The organism is Pseudomonas ceruminis (genome assembly GCF_021602025.1).
Classification (GTDB): Bacteria; Pseudomonadota; Gammaproteobacteria; order Pseudomonadales; family Pseudomonadaceae; genus Aquipseudomonas; species Aquipseudomonas ceruminis.
The window spans coordinates 1-18881 of sequence record NZ_BQHW01000029.1; the positions used below are offsets into that span (position 1 = coordinate 1).

Below are 18881 nucleotides of genomic sequence, written 5' to 3' on the forward strand. Positions count from 1 at the left end.
GGCGAGGGCGGGGAATTCGTGGGTGGTCTTGTCCCACGCCACCCGGCGCGAGTCGCCCATCTCCATGACCTGGCGCAACGCGCGCAGGTTGGCGAAGAAATTGACGAAGTTGCTCCACATCATCCGCGGCGCCGACAGCAGTCCTTCGCCGATGCCGTAGTAGCGGGTGACGAACCAGCCGCGCTGGAACAGGCGGTTGATCAGCAGCAGCCCGTTGAGCCACAGCAGCGTGGTGAGCAGCCAGCTGTCGCTGAGGATCGACATGAAACGCCAGGACTCAGGGGCGATCACCGTCACCAGCCACATGGCCAGCAGCACCAGCAGCAACAGGTTGACCAGGAAGCTGAGCAGGTAGGCGAACAGCCCGCGGCGGTCTCGCCAGAGGAAGTAGTTGAGTGCCCCTGTACGGCTCCAGCCGAGGTTGCTGGTGCCCTGGAAGACGATGCCGACGATCCACCGCGATTTCTGCCGAATGGCATGCTGCCAGTCGCGAGGGAAATGCTCGCGCACGCAGATCACCTGGGAGAATTCACGGCTCATGCCCAGGCGCCATTGCTGTTCAAGCGCCAGTGCCGGGTCGCTGATGGAGTACCGGGCGAAGATGCACTTCATGCCTTTTTGTTTCAGGCGAAAGCCGATGTCGTAGTCTTCGGTCAGGCTCTGCACGTCGAAGGCGATGCCGTCGCCGTCCTCGAGCAGGGCGCTGATGGCGCGGCGGCTGAAGCAGGTGCCGACGCCGGCGCTGGGCACTTGGCCGGTCAGTGCCTCGCGGACGATCACGTCCTTGCCATGGTTTTCGGCGAATTCGTCGACATAGTGGCCGGCGGTGAAGCCCTTCCACTCCGGGGCATAGGGGTATACCGGTATCTGGATCATGTCCTTGGCCGGCAACAGGTAATTGAACAACCGCAGCTCCATGGGCGAGATCACGTCTTCCGCGTCATGCAAGATGAAGCCGGCGAACTCGATACGTGCGTCGTCCTGAAAGCGCAGGATGGCGTCGATGATGTTGTTCAGGCAGTCGGCCTTGCTGGTCGGGCCAGGGCGGGCGCAGATCACCTTGTGCACGTTGGGGTAGTGCAGGCAGACCGCATCCACATCAGCTTGGGTCTGAGGATCGTTGGGGTAGGTGCCGACGAAAATCTGGTAGTTCTCGTAGTCGATGGTCGAGGCTGCCAGGCGCGCCATTTCGCCGACTACGCCGACCTCGTTCCAGGCCGGCACCATGATCGCCAAGGGCTTTTCCGGTACGTCGAACAGGCGTTTTTCATCGGCTTTTTCGTATTTATCGTAAATGCGAAAGCGCCGAATCAGCTTGCGACCCCAGTAGCACAGGTCGATGAACAGGTCGTCGAGCCCCAGCAGGAACATCAGTGTGGCGAGGATGATGGCGAGGATCTTGAGGCCGAACAGGACATAGGTGAGAAAGTCGATGAAAGCCAGGCTCATGCGTCGTCTCGTTGGGTGTCGGTTTCTGCGAACCAGCGGCTCAGGCGCTCGGCGATGATCTCACTGGCGTGGCCGTCACCGAACGGCGTGAAGACACGCGCCATGCGGGCATAGGCCTCGGGGTCGTCGAGCAGTTGACTGGTTTCCTTGACGATCCGTTCGGTCAGGGTGCCGACCAGCTTCACCGTGCCACCTTCGAGTACCGACGGACGTTCGGTGACCTTGCGCAGCACCAGCACGGGCTTGCCCAGGGCCGGGGCTTCTTCCTGGATACCACCGGAGTCGGTGAGGATGAGGTGGGCGCGGTTCATCAGCCAGACAAAGTGCTGGTAGTCCTGGGGGGCGATCAGGTGGATGTTGTCGCGCCCGGAAAGCAGGCCGTAAACGGCTTTCTGTACTTGCGGATTGAGGTGTACGGGGTAGACGAACTGCACGTGCGGGTAACGCAGGGCCAACTCGGCCAGGGCCAGGCAGATCCGCTCGAAACCGGCACCGAAGTTTTCTCGGCGGTGGCCGGTGATCAGCACCAGGCGCTGGCCATCAGGCAGTGCATGCAGGGGCGAGTCGGCGGCCGGCTGCCACTGGCTGCGGGTCAGGTGTTCACGCATCCACAGCAACGCATCGATCACGGTATTGCCGGTCACTTCGACCTGTTCCACGGGCACGCCTTCGCGGAGCAGGTTGTCCCGGGATTTGGTCGTAGGCGCGAAATGCAAGTCGGCGATCACCCCGGTCAGGCGCCGGTTGGCCTCCTCGGGCCAAGGTTGCTGAAGATTGCCAGTACGCAGCCCGGCCTCGACGTGGCCAATGGGAATATGCCGGTGAAAGGCGGCCAGGCCGGCGATGAAACTGGTGGTGGTGTCGCCGTGGACCAGCACGATATCGGGCTGGACTTGGTCGTAGGCCTTGTCGATCTTGTCCAGCAGGTCGCGGGCCAGGCCATTGAGGGTCTGGTTCTGGGTCATGACCTTGAGGTCCTGGTCGACGCTAAGGCCAAACGCGGTGAGCACCTGTTCGAGCATCTCGCGGTGCTGCCCTGTGGAGCAGATATGCAGTTCGATATCAGGAAATTCACGCAGAACCCTGGCCAGCGGGGCCATCTTGATTGCCTCTGGGCGGGTTCCGAATACCATCATGACAGTGTTAGCCATCGGCCTCTCCTCGTTCGATCCTCTGGACGAAGTACGACGTGTCGCCGCTTGCAATTAATAGAGACAAGCAGCCACGCCCAGGGTTGTCCAATGCACGGCGGATTTCCGGCTTTTTCTTGTGAACTGCATCTAGTAACGTGATAGCCCTTTTCGACAGGAGCTGAACATGCAAGGCAAGGCACGCAAGGTTGTCCAGGCCATTCTCTACGAGGCCATCGCTGTGGCCTGCGTGGCACCGGCGCTGGAGTTGGCGTTCGGTGCCGGCATGGCCCAGTCCACCGTGCTGTCGGTCCTCATGTCGGGCATCGCCATGAGCTGGAACATGGCCTACAACTGGCTGTTCGAACGGTGGGAAGCCCGCCAGCACAAGCGGGAACGAACCTTGTTGCGGCGGTTGCTGCATGCCCTGGGCTTCGAAGGCGGGCTGGTGCTGATCCTGCTGCCGCTGGTGGCGTACTGGTTGGATGTCAGCCTCTGGGCGGCGTTGCTCACCAACCTGGCGTTGTTCGTGTTTTTCTTCGTCTACGCCTTCGTGTTCCAGTGGGGCTTTGACAAGGTGTTCGACGTGCCGCTTTCGGCGCAGCAAGCCAAGTGTTGACTTGGCGGCGCCTGGCGGGATAAGTTCCTACCCATGAACACATTCCCGCACGTGAACGCCATTATTATTACCGCCATTATCAGCTTGGCGGGCTAGCGCGTACGTGCACCAAACCCGCCCTGGAGGCGGGTTTCTTCTCTCTGACTCCTGGGCAACGTAAAAAAGCCAAGGAGTTGCCTTCGATGACCAGCCTCAACGTCAGTCCCTGTACACCGCTAAGCCCCCAGCAACTGCTGTTGGAGCAGGTGCGCCGCATTCTCGCCGCGCCGGTGTACGACCTGGCCATCGAGACGCCTCTGCAGGCGGCTCCGGCGCTGTCGGCCAGCCTCGGTAACCAAGTGCTGCTCAAGCGGGAGGACCTGCAGCCGACGTTCTCGTTCAAGATCCGCGGTGCCTACACCCGCCTGTCGCGGCTGACCACAGCCCAGCGCGCGCGCGGGGTCATCACGGCGTCGGCCGGCAATCACGCCCAGGGCGTTGCGCTGGCGGCCTCGCACCTGGGTATGAAGGCAACCATCGTCATGCCCACCACCACGCCCTCGCTCAAGGTCGAAGGCGTGCGGTCACGCGGTGGCCATGTGGTGCTGCATGGCGAAAGCTTTCCGCATGCCCTGGCCCATGCACTGACGTTGGCCGACAGTGAGGGCGCCACCTTCGTGCCCCCATTCGATGACCCGGATGTGATCGCAGGGCAGGGCACTGTCGCCATGGAGATCCTGCGCCAGCAACCGGGTGCGCTCGACGCCATCTTCGTGCCGGTCGGTGGCGGCGGGCTGGTAGCAGGCATCGCCGCCTATGTGAAGTACCTGCGCCCGCAGGTCAAGGTGATTGGTGTGGAGCCGGAAGATTCCAACTGCCTGCAAGCCGCGATGGCTGCCGGTGAGCGCGTGGTGCTGCCGCAGGTCGGCACCTTCGCCGACGGTGTGGCAGTGGCTCAGGTCGGCGCCCATTGTTTCGAGCTGTGCCGGCACTTTGTCGACGAAGTGCTGACCGTCAGCAGTGATGAGCTGTGCGCAGCGATCAAGGATATCTACGACGATACCCGTTCGATCACCGAACCCTCCGGCGCCCTGGCCGTGGCCGGGATCAAGAAGTACGTGAAGCGCGAAGGTGTGCAGGGGCAGACCCTGGTGGCCATCGACTCTGGTGCCAACGTCAATTTTGACCGGCTGCGTCACGTGGCTGAGCGCGCCGAGTTGGGGGAGCAGCGCGAGGCAATCATCGCCGTCACCATCCCCGAGCACCCCGGCAGCTTCCGGGCCTTCTGCCAGGCGCTGGGCAAGCGGCAGATCACCGAGTTCAACTACCGCTATTACCCGGGCAAGGAGGCACGGTTGTTCGTCGGTGTGCAGACCCACCCGTTGCATGACCCCCGCCAGCAATTGCTGGCCAACCTGCAGGCGCAGGGTTACAGCGTGCTCGACCTGACCGACAACGAACTGGCCAAGCTGCATGTGCGGCACACTGTGGGCGGGCATGCCGCGCCGGGGGCTGATGAGCGGGTGCTGCGCTTTGAATTCCCGGAGCGGCCAGGGGCGTTGCTGGGCTTCCTGGAACGACTGGGCAAGCGCTGGAACATCAGCCTTTTCCATTACCGTAACCATGGCGCGGCTGAGGCGCGGGTGTTCGCTGCGCTAGAAGTGCCGGGGGATGAACAGGCAGGGTTGCCGCAGGCGCTGGACGAGATGGGCTACCGGTATTGGGATGAAACCGATAATCCGGCGTACACGCTGTTTCTTGGGTGATTGCTACTGTGCTCGGGCGCGGCCCTGGGATAACGCCTGTCGGTTGGCGTTGTCGGGCCGCGGTTGTGCGAACCGGGTGTTCAGCGCTCGCGCATGAAGAAACCTGCCACGAACTTGCGGAAGGTTTCCAAGCTCTTGAAGTCGGCATAACGCTTGAAATTCTCTGCGTCCGGTTCCGGGCCGATCGGTTGCTCAAGCAGCGACACCGACAGCACCCGGTCCTGATCCGAGGTCAGCACCAGCTCATCCATTACCTGGCCGCCGATCACTGGCCTGCGCATCTGTACCTTCACGCCTTTGCTGGCCATCCAGTCGATCAACGAGACCAATGCCTTGAGCGGCTCCCGCTCTTCGTCGCGGTATACCGGGAACAGGTGAGCGCGGGACAGCACCGGCACGCTGGCCACGTGAATCAGTTCGTAGAAATGGCTGCCGGCGGTGGTGGGCGAGTACAAGGCCAAGACCAGCAATGGCCCGTTGGCCCGGTTGCCAGCCCAGTACAGATGGTGACCCTGGAAGTCGAAACCTTCCTCGCTGCGATTGTTGAACACCTTGCGCCCCTTGACCTGCTCGACACAGTCCAGCAGCAGGCCGTGGCGGCGGTGATTGCCGAACACCGTGGCCTCGCGCAGGCGGGCCTTGAGCATCATCATGTGCTTCATGTCCAGCCGCGTTTCCAGGTAGTTGCTGGCGGGCACGCGCTCGAGCAGCGGGTAACGGCTGGCGACACTGCGCAGCTCGGCAAATTGGCTGGTCAGGTCCTTTTTCAGGTGCGTGGCATAGAGGTTCAGGCCGCTGGTCTCGATCCATGTGAGCAGCAGCGACAGCAGGCGCTGCTGGTCGCGGCGCTCGCCACCGTCTCCCGTACCGCCTTGGGTGTCCAGGGCCTTGGGAAAGTCACCGATCAGGCGCAGGGGCGTGTCTGGTGCCAGCCATGCAGCGGGTGCGGCAGGCGGCTCTTCGCGCTCGCCGGCCTCGCGCTCGTCCTTGGTGAATGGGCAACCGGGGGCATGCTCGGCGGTGCCGGGGTTGTTCTTGAGAAACAGTGTGCCGGTGCTGCCATTGAGGGTGACATTGAGCACCGGCAGGGCATCCTTGCGGCAGTCGCACGCCAGCCACTGGTTGGCGCTGCGCACCTTCATCAGCAGCTGGTTGGCCTGCAACAGGCGGGGACCGGCGAGGGTGCCGCTGGCAAAACCGGCCAGCAGTTGCTCCTCGGCCGGGGTCAGGCTACGGACCTGTGCGGCGGTTTTGTCGATGATTCGCATGAAGCAGCTCCAAGCTACGAGCCTCAAGCTTCAGGCAAAGTCGCGCCGCTTTCAACCTGGCGTTCAGCCACCGGCAAACAGTTTTGCGGCGCGGGCGCGGATTTCCTCAACGCTGAGGTCTTCCTTGTGGGTAGCGACGAACCACAGGTTGCCGAACGGGTCCTTCAGGGTGCCACTGCGGTCACCATAGAACTGGTCCTTCACTTCGTGCAACGGGGTAGCGCCGGCGGCCAGCGCCTGGGCGTAGACCTGGTCGCAATCCTCGACATACAGGTGCAGCCCGATGGCCACACCGTTGAGTGACTGGCTGGCGGTCAGCCCACCTTCCATGTCGCAGGGGTCGGCCAGCATCAGCGATGAGTCGCCCATTTTCAGTTCAGCGTGGCCAACGCGGCCGTCTGGGCCGTCGAGGCGGAACATCTCGATGGCGCCAAAGGCTTTCTTGTAGAACTCGATCGCCTTGGCGGCGTCCTTGATACCCAGGTAGGGCGTGATGCTGTGCTGGCCTTCGGGGATAGGTTTGACAGCCATGTTCAAGTCTCCTCTGTGGGATGCAAAGGGGCACTTAGCGGCCCCTGTTGCATAGAGTCGTTCGTGGTGACGGAAAATCGACTGCAGGGCTAGATCGATTGTCTATAACCACGCCGCCATCAGAAGATGTAATCGGTGGTCAGGAAACTGGACTGCCGATTGCGGATGATCTCGCTGATGAGGGTCTTGTTGGCGTCCTGGAACTTGGTGGCCACCAACGTCCGTATCGAGAACACGCGCAGGGCGTCATGCACCGACAGGGTGCCTTCGGCGCTGTTCTTGCGGCCGTTGAACGGGTAGGTGTCGGGGCCGCGCTGGCACTGGGCATTGAGGTTGATACGGCCGACCTGGTTGGCGAAGATGTCGACCAGGTTGCCAATGGTTTGCGGGTCATTGCCGAACAGGCTCAACTGCTGGCCATAGTCGGAGTCGAGCACATAGTCGATCACCGTCTGCAGATCGCGGTAGGGCACAACCGGCACCACGGGGCCGAACTGTTCCTCGTGGTACACGCGCATTTCGCTGTTCACCGGGTAGAGCAGGGCGGGGCAGAAGAACGAGCCACGGCTGTGCCCGCCCCCTGGGTTGAGCACCCGCGCGCCCTTGGCCGTTGCGTCGGCGACCAGGCCGTGGAGGTAATCGACCTTGCCGGGCTCAGGCAGCGGGGTCAGGGCCACGCCCGGTTCCCACGGCATGCCAGGCTTGAGCGCGACCAGTTTGCGCTGGAACTTGTCGAGGAAGGCCTCGACCACGTCCTCGTGCACGAACAGGATCTTCAACGCGGTGCAGCGTTGGCCGTTGAAGGACAGCGCGCCGGTGACGGCTTCGTCCACCGCGTTGTCAAGGTCCACCTGGGGCAGCACGATGCCGGGGTTCTTGGCGTCCAACCCCAGCGCGGCGCGCAGGCGGTGCGGGCGCGGGTGAAGTTTTTTCAGGTCGCTGGCGGCTTTGTGCGTGCCGATGAAGGCGAACACATCGACCTTGCCGCTGGCCATCAGCGCGCTGACCGTTTCGCGGCCGCGGCCATAGATGACGTTGATCACGCCTGGCGGGAAGCTGTCGCGGAACGCTTCGAGCAGCGGCCGAATCAGCAGCACACCGAACTTGGCCGGTTTGAACACCACGGTGTTGCCCATGATCAAGGCGGGGATGAGGGTGGTGAAGGTTTCATTGAGCGGGTAGTTGTAGGGCCCCATGCACAGGGCCACGCCCAGCGGCGCTCGGCGGATCTGGCCAAGGGTGCCTTGCTCGAGCTCGAAGCGGCTGGAGCGGCGGTCCAGATCCTTGAGTGCATTGATGGTGTCGACGATGTAGTCGCAGGTGCGGTCGAATTCCTTTTCTGAATCCTTGAGGTTCTTGCCGATCTCCCACATCAGGAGCTTGACCACCGCTGTGCGCTGTTCGCGCATGCGTGCCAGGAACGCTTCGACATGTTGGATGCGCTCGGCCACGCGCATGTTCGGCCAGGCGCCGCGGCCTTTGTCGTAGGCCTGTACGGCGGCGTCCAGCGCGGTCAAGGCGGTGGCGGCGTCGAGCAGTGGCGCGCTGCCCAGGATGACCTGGCGCTCGCCTTCGCTTTCCTTCAGCCACACCGGGCTACGCACCGTGGCCAGCGGACCGTCCCAGCGCCTGAGCGCACCGTTGACCAGGTAGTCGCGTTGCTCCAGGGGCTCGCCCAGGTGCCAGGCTTCGGGGATGTCCCTGGCGGCAGGGAACAGCGAATCGAGCAGGTGGTCCATGGGTACTGCACCTCACAAGTCTAGGTGGGTGAATCGCTTCAGCTCGAGGATGCACCCGGCGAAAGAAAAATACCAGTCTGGCTCAATATTGCCCGCACTGCGCCGATACAGGAGCAATCGAGCGCATTCGCAGGCCTATGACCCCGACCCCTACTCCCCAACCCGATCAGCAGCCACCGCCCATGGGCACGCTGCGCCAGTCGTTCTACCAGCTGATGCCGGTCGGTTTTGCCGTGGTCGGCATTGGCTTGTCTGTGCTGCTGGGGCACCTGGACGTGCAGCGCCAGCACGACGATGTGCCGGCCAGTGCATTGGGCTCGCCGCTGTTCTGGTTGGCCCTGGCCTGTACCAGCCTGACCAGCCTGTTCCTTGCCCAGATCAACCGCAAGCAGCGCCAGTTGCACCACCGCAACCTCGAGTTGCGCCGCTCCAAGGCACAGCTTGAGCGGCTGGCGCATTACGACACCATTACCGGCCTGCCGAACCGTGTGCTGTTCCAGCAACAACTGGCCGAAGCCATTGTCCAGGCCGATGGCCTGGCGGTGCTGATGCTCGATATCGACGGTTTCAAGCAGGTCAACGACAGCCTTGGGCATGCCATGGGCGACCTGTTGTTGCAGCAGGCCACCGCGCGCTTCTTGCAGGAACTGGATACGCCGGACCGGTTGTGCCGCCTGGGTGGTGATGAATTCGTGTTCATGCTGCGCGGTACTCAAGGGCAGGTAAGCCACCAGGTGGGTCACCTGTTGCGTTGCCTGCAACGACCATTCGACCTGAACGGCAACGCCGCCCTGGTCACCGGCAGTATCGGCCTGGCCAGGTGCCCGCAGCACGGGGCCGATGTAGGCAGCCTGCTGCGCCATGCCGACACGGCCATGTATGCGGCCAAGGAAAGCGGGCGCAACGCCTGGCGGCCGTATCACGCCGACATGACAGCACGCCTGCAGCAGCGCCTGGAGCTTGAGCGCAACCTGCGCCGGGCCCTGCAGGCCAATGAGTTCGAGCTGTGGTACCAACCCAAGGTCGACCTGTTCAGCGGTGCGCTGGAAGGGGTCGAGGCATTGCTGCGTTGGCGCGACCCTGCCCACGGCCTGGTCTCGCCGGCCGAGTTCATCCCGCTGGCCGAGCGCACGGGGTTGATCATCCCGCTGGGTGAGCGCGTGCTGCAGCTGGCGTGCGCCCAAATGGCCGCCTGGCGTGACGCAGACTGTGTGCCCGGGCCAATGGCGATCAACGTCGCGGCGCTGCAAATCGAACGCAGCGACTATGTCACCAGCCTGGCCCTGGCGTTGGAACGCCATAACCTGCCGCCAAGTCTGCTGGAAGTGGAGATCACCGAAAGCCTGCTGATGGAAAGTCAGCAACAGGCCTGTGCGGTATTGGCCCAGTTGCAAGCGATGGGAGTGACCACTGCGGTGGACGACTTCGGGACCGGCTATTCGTCTCTGGCCTACCTGCGAGCGCTGCCGATCGATCATTTGAAGATTGACCGTGCTTTCATCAAGGACCTGCCCAACGACGACGATGCCGTCGCGGTGGCCCGGGCGATCATCGACCTGGGGCATGCGCTGGGGTTCAGGATTACTGCAGAAGGGATCGAAACCCAGGAACAGTACGACTTCTTGCGCAACGCAGGGTGCGACCAAGGGCAGGGCTACCTGCTCGCCCGGCCTATGCCTGCGGCAGATCTGGCGCGCTGGCTGGCCAGCCGCGGTGAGCGCGGCCGCCAGGGCACAACCTGAACCGTTTCAACGTTCTGGAAAAGCACTCGAAGCGCCGCAACCCGTGCGCCTTGAAGTTGGCGCCTGCCAAAAAGAGGTGCGCGAAGCGCCCCGGGCCTCCCTGTGCGGAGCAGACAATAGCCATTGCAATAATCAATCGTTGAATACAAGGCGCATTAAAAATTGACGCCATGAAATGGCGCGAAGTGCTAGCAAAATGCCGCTTGCCAATGCACGAACTGGCATCTTAAATTGTTACTTAATGTTGGCGCTAACTTGGCACATGTTGTCGATTTATCAGTGCGTTAAGTGAATGTCTTGAGCAATAACAAGAAACGCTTCCGATAAATCCAGTTGAATATTCAAAGGACGTCGTAGAAGACATGAAAGCGCACCTGACGGCAGTAGCCCGTAAACTCATTTCGCCCTCTCTGCGGTATGAGATCCGAAACGTTTCAAGCCAGGTACGCGACATGCTTGGGCGTGCCTGTGTCTGGCGTTGGGAGGTGGCCCGGTTCAGGCTCCGCCAAGAAAGCCCCTACGAGATTCTTTACATTGGCAGAAAGCAGCAGCGTGAAATGGCCAAGTTGCTTATCGGTGGCAAAGGCCAACGGGAGGCAGCCGAACGCGCTGAGGAAACGCCAACGGCTGGCGTATCGAAGCATGTGGTGGTGGTCAGCGAAGTGCCTACCAGCGGGGCGTTATCGGTGCCTCATTACCTGAGCGCTGTGGTGCCACTGGGGCGCTCGCTGGACGATATCACCGGTCGCTACGACAGCGAGCTGCGCCGCAGCATCCGCAAGAACCGACCGCTCTACCAGATGCGCCAGACCGTTGCCGATGACGAGATCGCCATGGCTGACAGGGACCTGCTAAGGCCCTACGCCACCGCGCGGCAGGGCATTCATGCGGCGCAGTTTGCGACAGAAGAGGTGTTCAGGCTGGCCAAGGGTGTTGGCCGGCTCGACCTGATCACGCTCAACGATGAGGTGGTGGCCTGCCATTTGGGCTGTGAAATCACCCGGGGTGGCAAGCGTTACTGGAGTACCTTGCGGTTCGGCTACTGCGAAGCGGTGTTTTCCGACGCCAAAAAGTTGCGTGAAGTGAACTCGATCACCACCTTCATGGCGCTGGAGTGGGCACTGCAACACGGTTACGACTATTACGACATCGGGCTGTGCCTGGCGCGCCCTGATGATGGCCTGCTCAAATGGAAGCGGCGCCGGGGCGGTGATGTGGACTCACTGGGTAATCACGCCTATCTGTTCGTGCGCCTACCCAGAAACGGGACCGCGCAATTTTTGTGGGACACGCCGCTATTTGCCATGGAAGGCAATAAATTGACGCTGCACCTGGGTTTGCCGGACGGCACCACCGATGAAGAGGTGGCCAGCCGTTATCACGAAATGGTGTTCGGCGGGCTGCACAAAATCTACTTGTATGGCGCCAAAAGTGCGGGAGATTCGTTCCTTGAAACGTTGCGCGCCCGCTACGCCAACTTCAAGTCGCCGCCGTTGATGGAGCGGGTGGCATCCAGCTGAAGTCAACCGCGGACGCGTCTGGTCCTCGACCCGTTATTACCTATGGGGGCTGCTCCATGCAAAGCGATACCTCGAAAGCGGATACATCACCGGTTCCTGGCGGTTATAACTGGACGCTTGCGGCCTACCGGCACATCGCAAGAAAGCGTCTAACGCGCAAAGACGATATCGATATAAAGAGCCTGGCGCATAGCGCATGGGATATCGCCCCAGGTGAAACCACGGTGTCGCCCCCGGCAATCTATCTTCCCAACCAACTGGAGCGGGTAACCGGTTGGGAGGCCAAGCGCTTCTTCCCGTACGTGCATCCAGCACGCACCATGGAAGGGGGTATAACCTTGCAACAAGGCCCTACTCGGGGTTATCTGCTCAAGCAGGTCTGGCTGATCGATGGCGCGCTGTACAAAGGTAATGCCAGCCACTGGCTGTCGCTCAAGCCCAGTACCTTTCCACGCGTCGTCATCGAGCACGAAATCGCACGAGGCGCTGCCTATTGCACGCAAAACGGCAATACCTGGTTCGGCACCTGGCTGATGGAGGACTGCCCGACCTACGCATTGGCGTGCGATGAGGGTGTGCCTGTGACGACCGCTCCGTCAAAACGGTACCCGCTGTTCACCCAGGGCCCAGCTTATGAGCAGTGGTTGGGGATGCAACCGTTGCGTTTGCGCAGCGCTTTCTTCCACGAGCTCGTGCTGTTCGACGATGTCAGTAACAACCACAGCAGGCATAGGCGCTACCGGGCCATGGGGGACAGGCTGCTGGCGCATGTGGACCCAGCACCGCACCCAGGGGTCTTCATTCTCCGGGGCAGCGACGGTGACCTACGCTTGCTGCGCAATGAACTGGAGATTGCCGAACACCTGCGCAAGCACCGCGGTTTCCGTGTCATAAACCCGATGAAGCTGGACGTACCTGCCATCGTGGCAGCCTGCGCAGGCGCGAGGGTGGTCATCGGCGTGGAAGGCAGTCAACTGGTCCACGGCGTGAACGTCTTGCAACCCGGGTGTGCGCTGCTCACACTGCAGCCCCCCAATCGCTTTGTCAGCTACTACAAGTACCTGACCGATCGAGACCATCAGTATTTTGGTTTTGTCGTGGGTAGCCCGCAGGGGGATGGTTTCACTGTGGATATTGCTGAAGTCGAACGCACCCTTGATCTTTTTCCGTCATAAGCACGTTCGGTAAGCGCAATGATTCGCACTATTTCTCGCTGGTGAAACACTCGGCCCCCGCTGACGGTTGCCATGGCAGCCGTTGCAGTGCGCGCCAAGTGGCAGTACAGCACAAGGCTTTTATCAGTGTTATCAGTGGTTTGACGTTTTTGTGAGCCATGCCAAAACGGCTGCATATTCTGTATGGCGGTATATTGACGAATACAGGGTTGGCCCATTGAGATTTATTATGGTGTCGGATCGTTGACGTAATGTCATTGTGCCCATAAGCTCCAATCAACAGCGAGACAGTCTTCTACACCAAACCAATAACAACTTGTCCTCTTTGCAGGAGGGGATCATGCGCTCGACACTGTTCATCAAATCCATTTTTCTGTTGGTGTTATTGAGTGGTGCAGCGCGGGCGGCTGACTCTTATATGAGTCAAACGAACATTGTTCCTCTGGCAACGGCGGCCTGGTTATTTGCGTTTGCGGTCATCGGTTTTGTCGCGGTGGCCAACCGAAAGAAAATCTGACTGCACCTGAATGTGTTGTTGGAAGTTCCTGAGTTTTAACGTGATGCCGGGAAGTTGACGCGAGTAAATGGGCTTCATGGTTTTTCCGCTGGCGGCAGCTTGTCAATTCTCCAGCCATTGCTATATTCCAGTAGCCATCGGCTTGGACGACATACGCCAGCCATGGCTGGCGGCGCGGCATCACGGTAAATAGCCCCCAGGATGCGGGGGCCAGCGCAGCGGGTTACAGGCTGCGATGTGGAGCGAGAGGTTTAGTGCGGTTCTCAATCAGTGCTCTTAACCCGGGCCGTCTGGCCGGAGGGATCCCTCATGGCGCGTTTGCTGCTTTCCATCCTCTGCGTACTGGTCGTGTGGTCCGGCGCCAGCGTAGCTGACGACAGAAACTCGACCTACCTGCTCAGCCCCGGCGACAAGGTGCTTATTTCCGTCTGGCAGGAAGACACATTACGCCAGGAAACCGTCGTACTCCCCGATGGCAGTATCACATTCCCGTTGGCTGGCCGCATTGATGTGGCAGGCCTCGATGTCACGGCGGTGGCAAAAAAGGTAACCGCCGGGCTGCAACCCTATCTCGCCGAACCTAACGTCAGCGTCGTGGTGACGGGTACGGCCGGCAATCTGGTGTATGTCCAGGGCAAAGTCATAAAGCCGGGCCCGGTGCCAATGGCAGGCCCTACGGCAGTACTTCAGGCGCTGAGCATGTCGGGCGGAATGGACAAATTCGCTGACGAAAGCGCCATCAAGGTGATCCGCGGGAGCGGCCCTTCGCAAAAGGTACTGCCGGTACGCTACAAGGATCTGGTTTCTGGGCGAGACATGTCCACCAACTTCCAACTCCAGGCTGGCGATACGCTGGTCGTCCCATGACTCTTCTAATAATTAAGAATAACTAGTGCCTACTTTTCGACCAAAGCGTGTTGCAACGGCGATCATGATGATGCCGTTGGCGGGGGTGGCTTACGCCGCCAATTGGCAGTCTTCAGTCGTGGTCCCCACGACTGTCGAGTACGACAGCAACCCATTGCTCCTTACGTCCAAGGAGAAAGGTGTGACGCGTACCATCATTGCGCCCGACTACAACCTGATCGGCCAGTTCGACCGCGACCAACTGCGCCTGGGCCTGGGCATGCACCTGTTGCGGTCATCCGACCGGTCGGTGGTCGACGACCGTGAGGACCCTAATCTGAGCCTGGGCTGGCAGCGCGAAACCGAGACGGGCGGCTTTGGCCTGCTGGCGCAGTACAACGAGAGCTCGACACTCTCGGGCGCTGTGCTGGATACCGGTGTGGTCACCACCGATGGCACGCAGAAGATGTCGTCGCTGACCGCCAACTGGAGCAGCGCCGTTACCGAGCGCAGTACCTTGGCCAACGAAGCCCGGTACAACCATGCCCGCTACGACATCAATACGCTGACCGGCTACGACGAATATTCCAACTACCTGTCATGGACTTACGCCTGGAACGAGCGCACCGACATCATCAGCGGTTTCGAGGCCCGGCGTTATGTACCCCAGGATACGACCACCGCGGTTGCCACCAACAGCTATGTCCCCAGCATCGGCATCAGGCACCAGTTCTCGGAACAACTGGAAGGGGCCATGCACGTAGGGGTCAACGAAACCTCTGGCTCTGGCGGTGGGCGGCGCGGTGAAGGCGGGCTGTCGCTGTTCTACCGCGGGGCGCGCAACGAGGCGAGCCTGAGCGCCGAGCGCAGCACCGTAGCCAACGCCGAAGGCGGCTTTGCCCAACTGGACATGGTGCGGGGCACCTGGAGCTACCTGCTCACCGAAACCCGCCGCATAGGTGCCGACGCGTCCTGGCAGGACAGTAAAGGGCAAACGCCCAACACCTTGCAGACCTACAGTGTCTGGGCCAGCCAGGAATTTTCGCGGGCCTGGGACCTGCGTTTCTCGTTGATGTACAAGGAGCGTCAGCAAAATGGCCTGCCAGATGCTGAAGCGACAATTGTTGGACTGACGCTGACGTACAGATACCCCGACATCTGACTCTTGCATGGGTGGCCACTATGAAGTCCGAGTACGAGCTTTCCCTCAAAGATTACATCGCCATCATCAAGGACCGTGCCTTGTTGCTGGGGGTGAGCATCGTAGTCATTCTGGCGGCGACCGTGGGTGTCGCAATCAGTGTGCCGCCCATCTATCAGTCTACCGGCACCATCCTGGTGGAGTCGCAGCAGATATCCCCGGATCTGGTGTCGGCGGGCAACAACAGCTTCGCCGACGAGCGCATCGAGGTCATTCGCCAGCGCGTCATGACCCGCGAGAACCTGCTGCGCATCATCGACAAGTACAGCCTGTTCGCCGACAAGGGCAGGCAGTTCAGCGAGACCGACAAGATCGACCAGATGCGCAATGCGATCGTGGTCGCCACGCTCAGCACCTTCATCAAGGGGCGGGGTGAGGCCACGGTGGCCTTTACCGTGTCGTATGAGGACAAGCGCCCGGAGGTTGCCAAGGAAGTCGCTGACGAACTGGTCACGCTGTTTCTCAATGAAAACATCAAGCAGCGCACCGAGCGGGCTACCGAGACCACCGAATTCCTGAGCCAGGAAGCGAACAAGCTGGGCGCCGAACTGGCCGACCTGGAAAACCAGCTCGCCGATTTCAAGCAGGCTCACGCCAATGCCTTGCCGGAGAACCAGCAGTTGCGCATGAGCATGCTGTCGCGCGCAGAGCTGGAGTTCCGCGAAGTGGACCGCGACTATAAGTCCGCTCAGGAGGAACTGCGTTACCTCGAGCTGGAACTGTCGGCTGCCAATGCCGGCGTGGCCACCCCGGCGGCCGGTAGCCGGTCGGCCGCGGTGGACCAACCGCAGGACCTGGCCAGCCTCAAGGCCGAGTATGCCCGCCTGTTGACCCGGTACAAGGAAGCGCACCCCGATGTGCAGGCAGTCAAGCGCAAGATCGAGCTGCTGCAGGCCTCCGGCGACAAGGGGATCGCCGCTGCCGCAACGTTGAACCTGGATGCCGCCAGGGTGCGCACCAAGATGGCAGCGGCGCAGTCACGCATCGCCTCCCTGGCTGATCAGAAACGTCAGCTGACGGCAAAAATTGAAAGTTACGAGGCGGACATCCTGCAAGCCCCGCAGGTCGAGCGTGGCCTGATCACCCTGATGCGTGACCACGACAACGCGCGCAAGAAGTACGAAGAAATCCGCAACAAGGAAATGGGCGCGAAGATTACCGAAAGCCTGGAACAGGAGAACAAGGCCGAGCGCTTCGTGCTTTTGGAGCCACCGCTGATGCCGGAAAAACCGGTCAAACCCAACCGCAAGAAGATCGTCGCCCTTGGCCTGGTGCTCGCTCCCGCCGTAGGCGGTGGCCTGGTGATGTTGCTGGAGATGCTCAACCAGCGGGTGCGCGGTGTTGGCGCCCTGGAGAACGTGCTGGGCAAGCGTGTGCTGGTCGCTGTGCCGTACATCCCCACCCAGGCGGACCTGGCTAAGCGCAGGAAGTGGCGCCTGCTGCTGATCATCGCCGGGTTGGTGCTGGTTGCAATGCTGATGCTGGTCGTCCATCTGTTCTACATGCCGTTGGACGTCCTGTTGTTTAAAGCTATGGCTCGGTTTGAATAGGGAATGCAGCGATGGACAGAATTACGCCGGCTATTGGAAAGAACATTCATCAGGTATCCCCCACGCCCATTGAAACGCCAAAGGCGCCGCTGGTGGCGGAAAAGCCTGAACCGTTGGGGCAGTTCGATTACGTGCAGACCAAGGTGGTGCCGCTGCGTGCGGAGCACCTGGAGCGTAACCGGATCGTCTCGTACAACAAGAACTCCAACTTGAGCGGGGCCATTGACCTGCTGCGCACCCAGGTGCTGCAGACCATGGAAGAAAATGGCTGGCGCACCCTGGCGATCACCTCGCCGACCCCCGAAGCGGGGAAGACGGTGCTGGCGGTCAACCTGGCCATGAGCATTGCCCACCACACCACCAAGACGGCATTGCTGGTGGACTTCGACTTGCGCCGGCCACGGGTTGGCAGCAGCCTGGGCCTGCCGATGGAAAAGGCGCTCAACGAACTGCTTAGTGGCAAGGCCTGGCTCGAGGAAGTGCTGGTCAACCCAACGCTGCCGCGTTTTGTGGTACTGCCTACGCGTGAGCCGATTCCGATGTCCACTGAAATGCTGTCCTCGCCCAAGGTCGACGACCTGATCACCGAGCTGCGCGACCGTTATGACTCGCGCATCTGCATTTTCGACCTGCCGCCACTGTTGAGCTCCGATGATGCGATCACCGTGCTGCCGAAGTTCGACTGCGTGCTGCTGGTGGTCGCCAACGGAATGAACAGCAAGAAGGATATCGAGGACTGCCTGTACCATCTGGCAACGGCGAACCTGATCGGCGCGGTGTTGAACAAGGCCGACGAGCAGCCGCGCACCTATTATTGAGCCACTGAGGCTTCGTGCAGGGCAGGCTGGCAACGCCTGCCTTTGCCGCGCTCATTGCCAAGGGTACTGGCGTTCCCATTGCCAGGCGTGCAACACGATTTGCTCCAGCGACGCATGCCGAGGCCGCCAGCCCAGCACAGCCTTGGCCCGTTCTGCATCGGCCACCAACCGTGCGGGGTCGCCCTCGCGGCGTGGTGCGTCGACCACATCGATGGGCCGCCCTGTGACTACCCGAGCGGTATCGATGACCTCCTGCACCGAAAAGCCGAGCCCGTTACCGAGGTTGAACGCGGTGCTGACGCCTCCGGCCAGCAGATAATCCACGGCCAGGGCGTGCGCGGACGCAAGGTCCGCCACATGCACATAGTCGCGAATGCAGGTGCCGTCCGGCGTATCGTAATCATGGCCAAATACTGTGATCGCTTCCCGCCGCCCAGACGCCGCCTGCAGGATCAGCGGGATCAGGTGGGTTTCCGGCTCATGGCATTCACCCAGAGCCCCCTCAGGGTCGGCGCCCGCCGCGTTGAAGTAGCGCAAGCTCACCGACCTCAACCCGTAGGCACGGTCGAAGTCCTGCAGCATCTGCTCCACCATCCACTTGCTGCGCCCATAGGGGTTGATGGGCGCCTTGGGGTGCTGTTCATCGATTGGCACGTATTGCGGGTCACCATACACGGCGGCGCTGGAGGAGAAGATCAGGCACTCGATACCTGCGCGCACCATCGCCTCAAGCAGGGTCAGGGTCGCGGCGACATTGTTCTGGTAATACTTGGCGGGGTCGCTGACCGATTCACCGACCTGGATGAACGAAGCGAAATGAAAGACCGCATCGCAGGTGTAGTCGGCGAACAGCGCATCCAGCCCCTGGGCATCGGCAATATCCAGTTCGACCCATTCGATGTTCGGCCCCGTGGCCACGGTGTCGGCCACTACCACGTCATGCCCGGCCGCCATCAGGTGCTTGACCATGTGTGAGCCGATGTAACCTGCACCGCCGACAACCAAGTACTTCATCCAATCCTCCTGGAACA

Annotated in this window: 16 protein-coding genes; 10 read left to right on the forward strand and 6 right to left on the reverse strand. The window is 61.3% G+C overall.

What is annotated here, in order from left to right; genetic code table 11:
• Positions 1 to 1449 (reverse strand): glycosyl transferase family protein (locus L6D80_RS25190; RefSeq protein WP_176516507.1); only part of this gene is annotated, 1449 nt, incomplete at its 3' end.
• Entirely contained in the window at positions 1446 to 2600 is a 1155-nt protein-coding gene (wecB, locus tag L6D80_RS25195) for a non-hydrolyzing UDP-N-acetylglucosamine 2-epimerase (protein WP_176516505.1), read from the reverse strand. The genes wecB and L6D80_RS25190, both read right to left, overlap by 4 nt.
• Before the next feature lie 166 nt (positions 2601 to 2766).
• Between wecB and L6D80_RS25200 the strand changes: the two genes are divergently transcribed.
• Together L6D80_RS25200 and ilvA are read left to right on the forward strand one after the other, a co-directional pair.
• Positions 2767 to 3198 carry a PACE efflux transporter gene (locus L6D80_RS25200; RefSeq protein ID WP_054901449.1) on the forward strand — a complete coding sequence of 144 codons (432 nt, stop codon included), beginning with the start codon at positions 2767 to 2769 and terminating at the stop codon, positions 3196 to 3198.
• A gap of 182 nt (positions 3199 to 3380) precedes the next feature.
• Entirely contained in the window at positions 3381 to 4943 is a 1563-nt protein-coding gene (ilvA, locus tag L6D80_RS25205) for a threonine ammonia-lyase, biosynthetic (RefSeq protein ID WP_176516503.1), read from the forward strand.
• An 80-nt stretch (positions 4944 to 5023) separates the two neighbouring features.
• On the opposite strand, the gene L6D80_RS25210 is transcribed toward ilvA, so the two are convergent.
• From L6D80_RS25210 to L6D80_RS25220, 3 genes are all read right to left on the reverse strand, one after another.
• Positions 5024 to 6211, reverse strand: a complete 1188-nt coding sequence (locus L6D80_RS25210) for a hypothetical protein (RefSeq protein WP_176516502.1) — start codon at positions 6209 to 6211, stop codon at positions 5024 to 5026.
• Between the two features lie 63 nt (positions 6212 to 6274).
• Positions 6275 to 6742: a VOC family protein gene (locus tag L6D80_RS25215; RefSeq protein ID WP_054901446.1), complete on the reverse strand. Its 468-nt coding sequence runs from the start codon at positions 6740 to 6742 to the stop codon at positions 6275 to 6277.
• Positions 6743 to 6861: 119 nt separating this feature from the next.
• Positions 6862 to 8481 (reverse strand): NADP-dependent glyceraldehyde-3-phosphate dehydrogenase, encoded by a 1620-nt coding sequence (locus L6D80_RS25220; protein WP_176516500.1) that lies wholly within the window; start codon positions 8479 to 8481, stop codon positions 6862 to 6864.
• Between the two features lie 182 nt (positions 8482 to 8663).
• Here L6D80_RS25220 and L6D80_RS25225 point away from each other — a divergent pair, with 182 nt between their 5' ends.
• From L6D80_RS25225 to L6D80_RS25260, 8 genes are all read left to right on the forward strand, one after another.
• The gene (locus L6D80_RS25225) at positions 8664 to 10223 is read left to right on the forward strand and encodes a putative bifunctional diguanylate cyclase/phosphodiesterase (protein WP_371418646.1); all 1560 of its coding nucleotides are present in this window, start codon (positions 8664 to 8666) and stop codon (positions 10221 to 10223) included.
• A 362-nt stretch (positions 10224 to 10585) separates the two neighbouring features.
• Positions 10586 to 11743 carry a hypothetical protein gene (locus L6D80_RS25230; RefSeq protein ID WP_054901444.1) on the forward strand — a complete coding sequence of 386 codons (1158 nt, stop codon included), beginning with the start codon at positions 10586 to 10588 and terminating at the stop codon, positions 11741 to 11743.
• Between the two features lie 56 nt (positions 11744 to 11799).
• Positions 11800 to 12918, forward strand: coding sequence for a glycosyltransferase 61 family protein (locus tag L6D80_RS25235; protein ID WP_176516496.1), 1119 nt, complete (start codon positions 11800 to 11802; stop codon positions 12916 to 12918).
• A gap of 340 nt (positions 12919 to 13258) precedes the next feature.
• Positions 13259 to 13435, forward strand: coding sequence for an EPS-associated small membrane protein EppA (gene eppA, locus L6D80_RS25240; RefSeq protein ID WP_176516494.1), 177 nt, complete (start codon positions 13259 to 13261; stop codon positions 13433 to 13435).
• Between the two features lie 309 nt (positions 13436 to 13744).
• Positions 13745 to 14302 carry a polysaccharide biosynthesis/export family protein gene (locus L6D80_RS25245; RefSeq protein WP_176516492.1) on the forward strand — a complete coding sequence of 186 codons (558 nt, stop codon included), beginning with the start codon at positions 13745 to 13747 and terminating at the stop codon, positions 14300 to 14302.
• A gap of 64 nt (positions 14303 to 14366) precedes the next feature.
• Positions 14367 to 15443 carry a hypothetical protein gene (locus L6D80_RS25250; protein ID WP_156358083.1) on the forward strand — a complete coding sequence of 359 codons (1077 nt, stop codon included), beginning with the start codon at positions 14367 to 14369 and terminating at the stop codon, positions 15441 to 15443.
• A gap of 20 nt (positions 15444 to 15463) precedes the next feature.
• A complete protein-coding gene (locus L6D80_RS25255; protein ID WP_054901440.1) occupies positions 15464 to 17032 on the forward strand; it encodes a GumC family protein in 1569 nt (522 codons plus the stop codon).
• Between the two features lie 11 nt (positions 17033 to 17043).
• Positions 17044 to 17850 (forward strand): CpsD/CapB family tyrosine-protein kinase, encoded by an 807-nt coding sequence (locus tag L6D80_RS25260; RefSeq protein WP_054901439.1) that lies wholly within the window; start codon positions 17044 to 17046, stop codon positions 17848 to 17850.
• Between the two features lie 51 nt (positions 17851 to 17901).
• On the opposite strand, the gene galE is transcribed toward L6D80_RS25260, so the two are convergent.
• Positions 17902 to 18864: a UDP-glucose 4-epimerase GalE gene (gene galE, locus L6D80_RS25265; protein WP_176516490.1), complete on the reverse strand. Its 963-nt coding sequence runs from the start codon at positions 18862 to 18864 to the stop codon at positions 17902 to 17904.
• Positions 18865 to 18881: the final 17 nt, after the last annotated feature.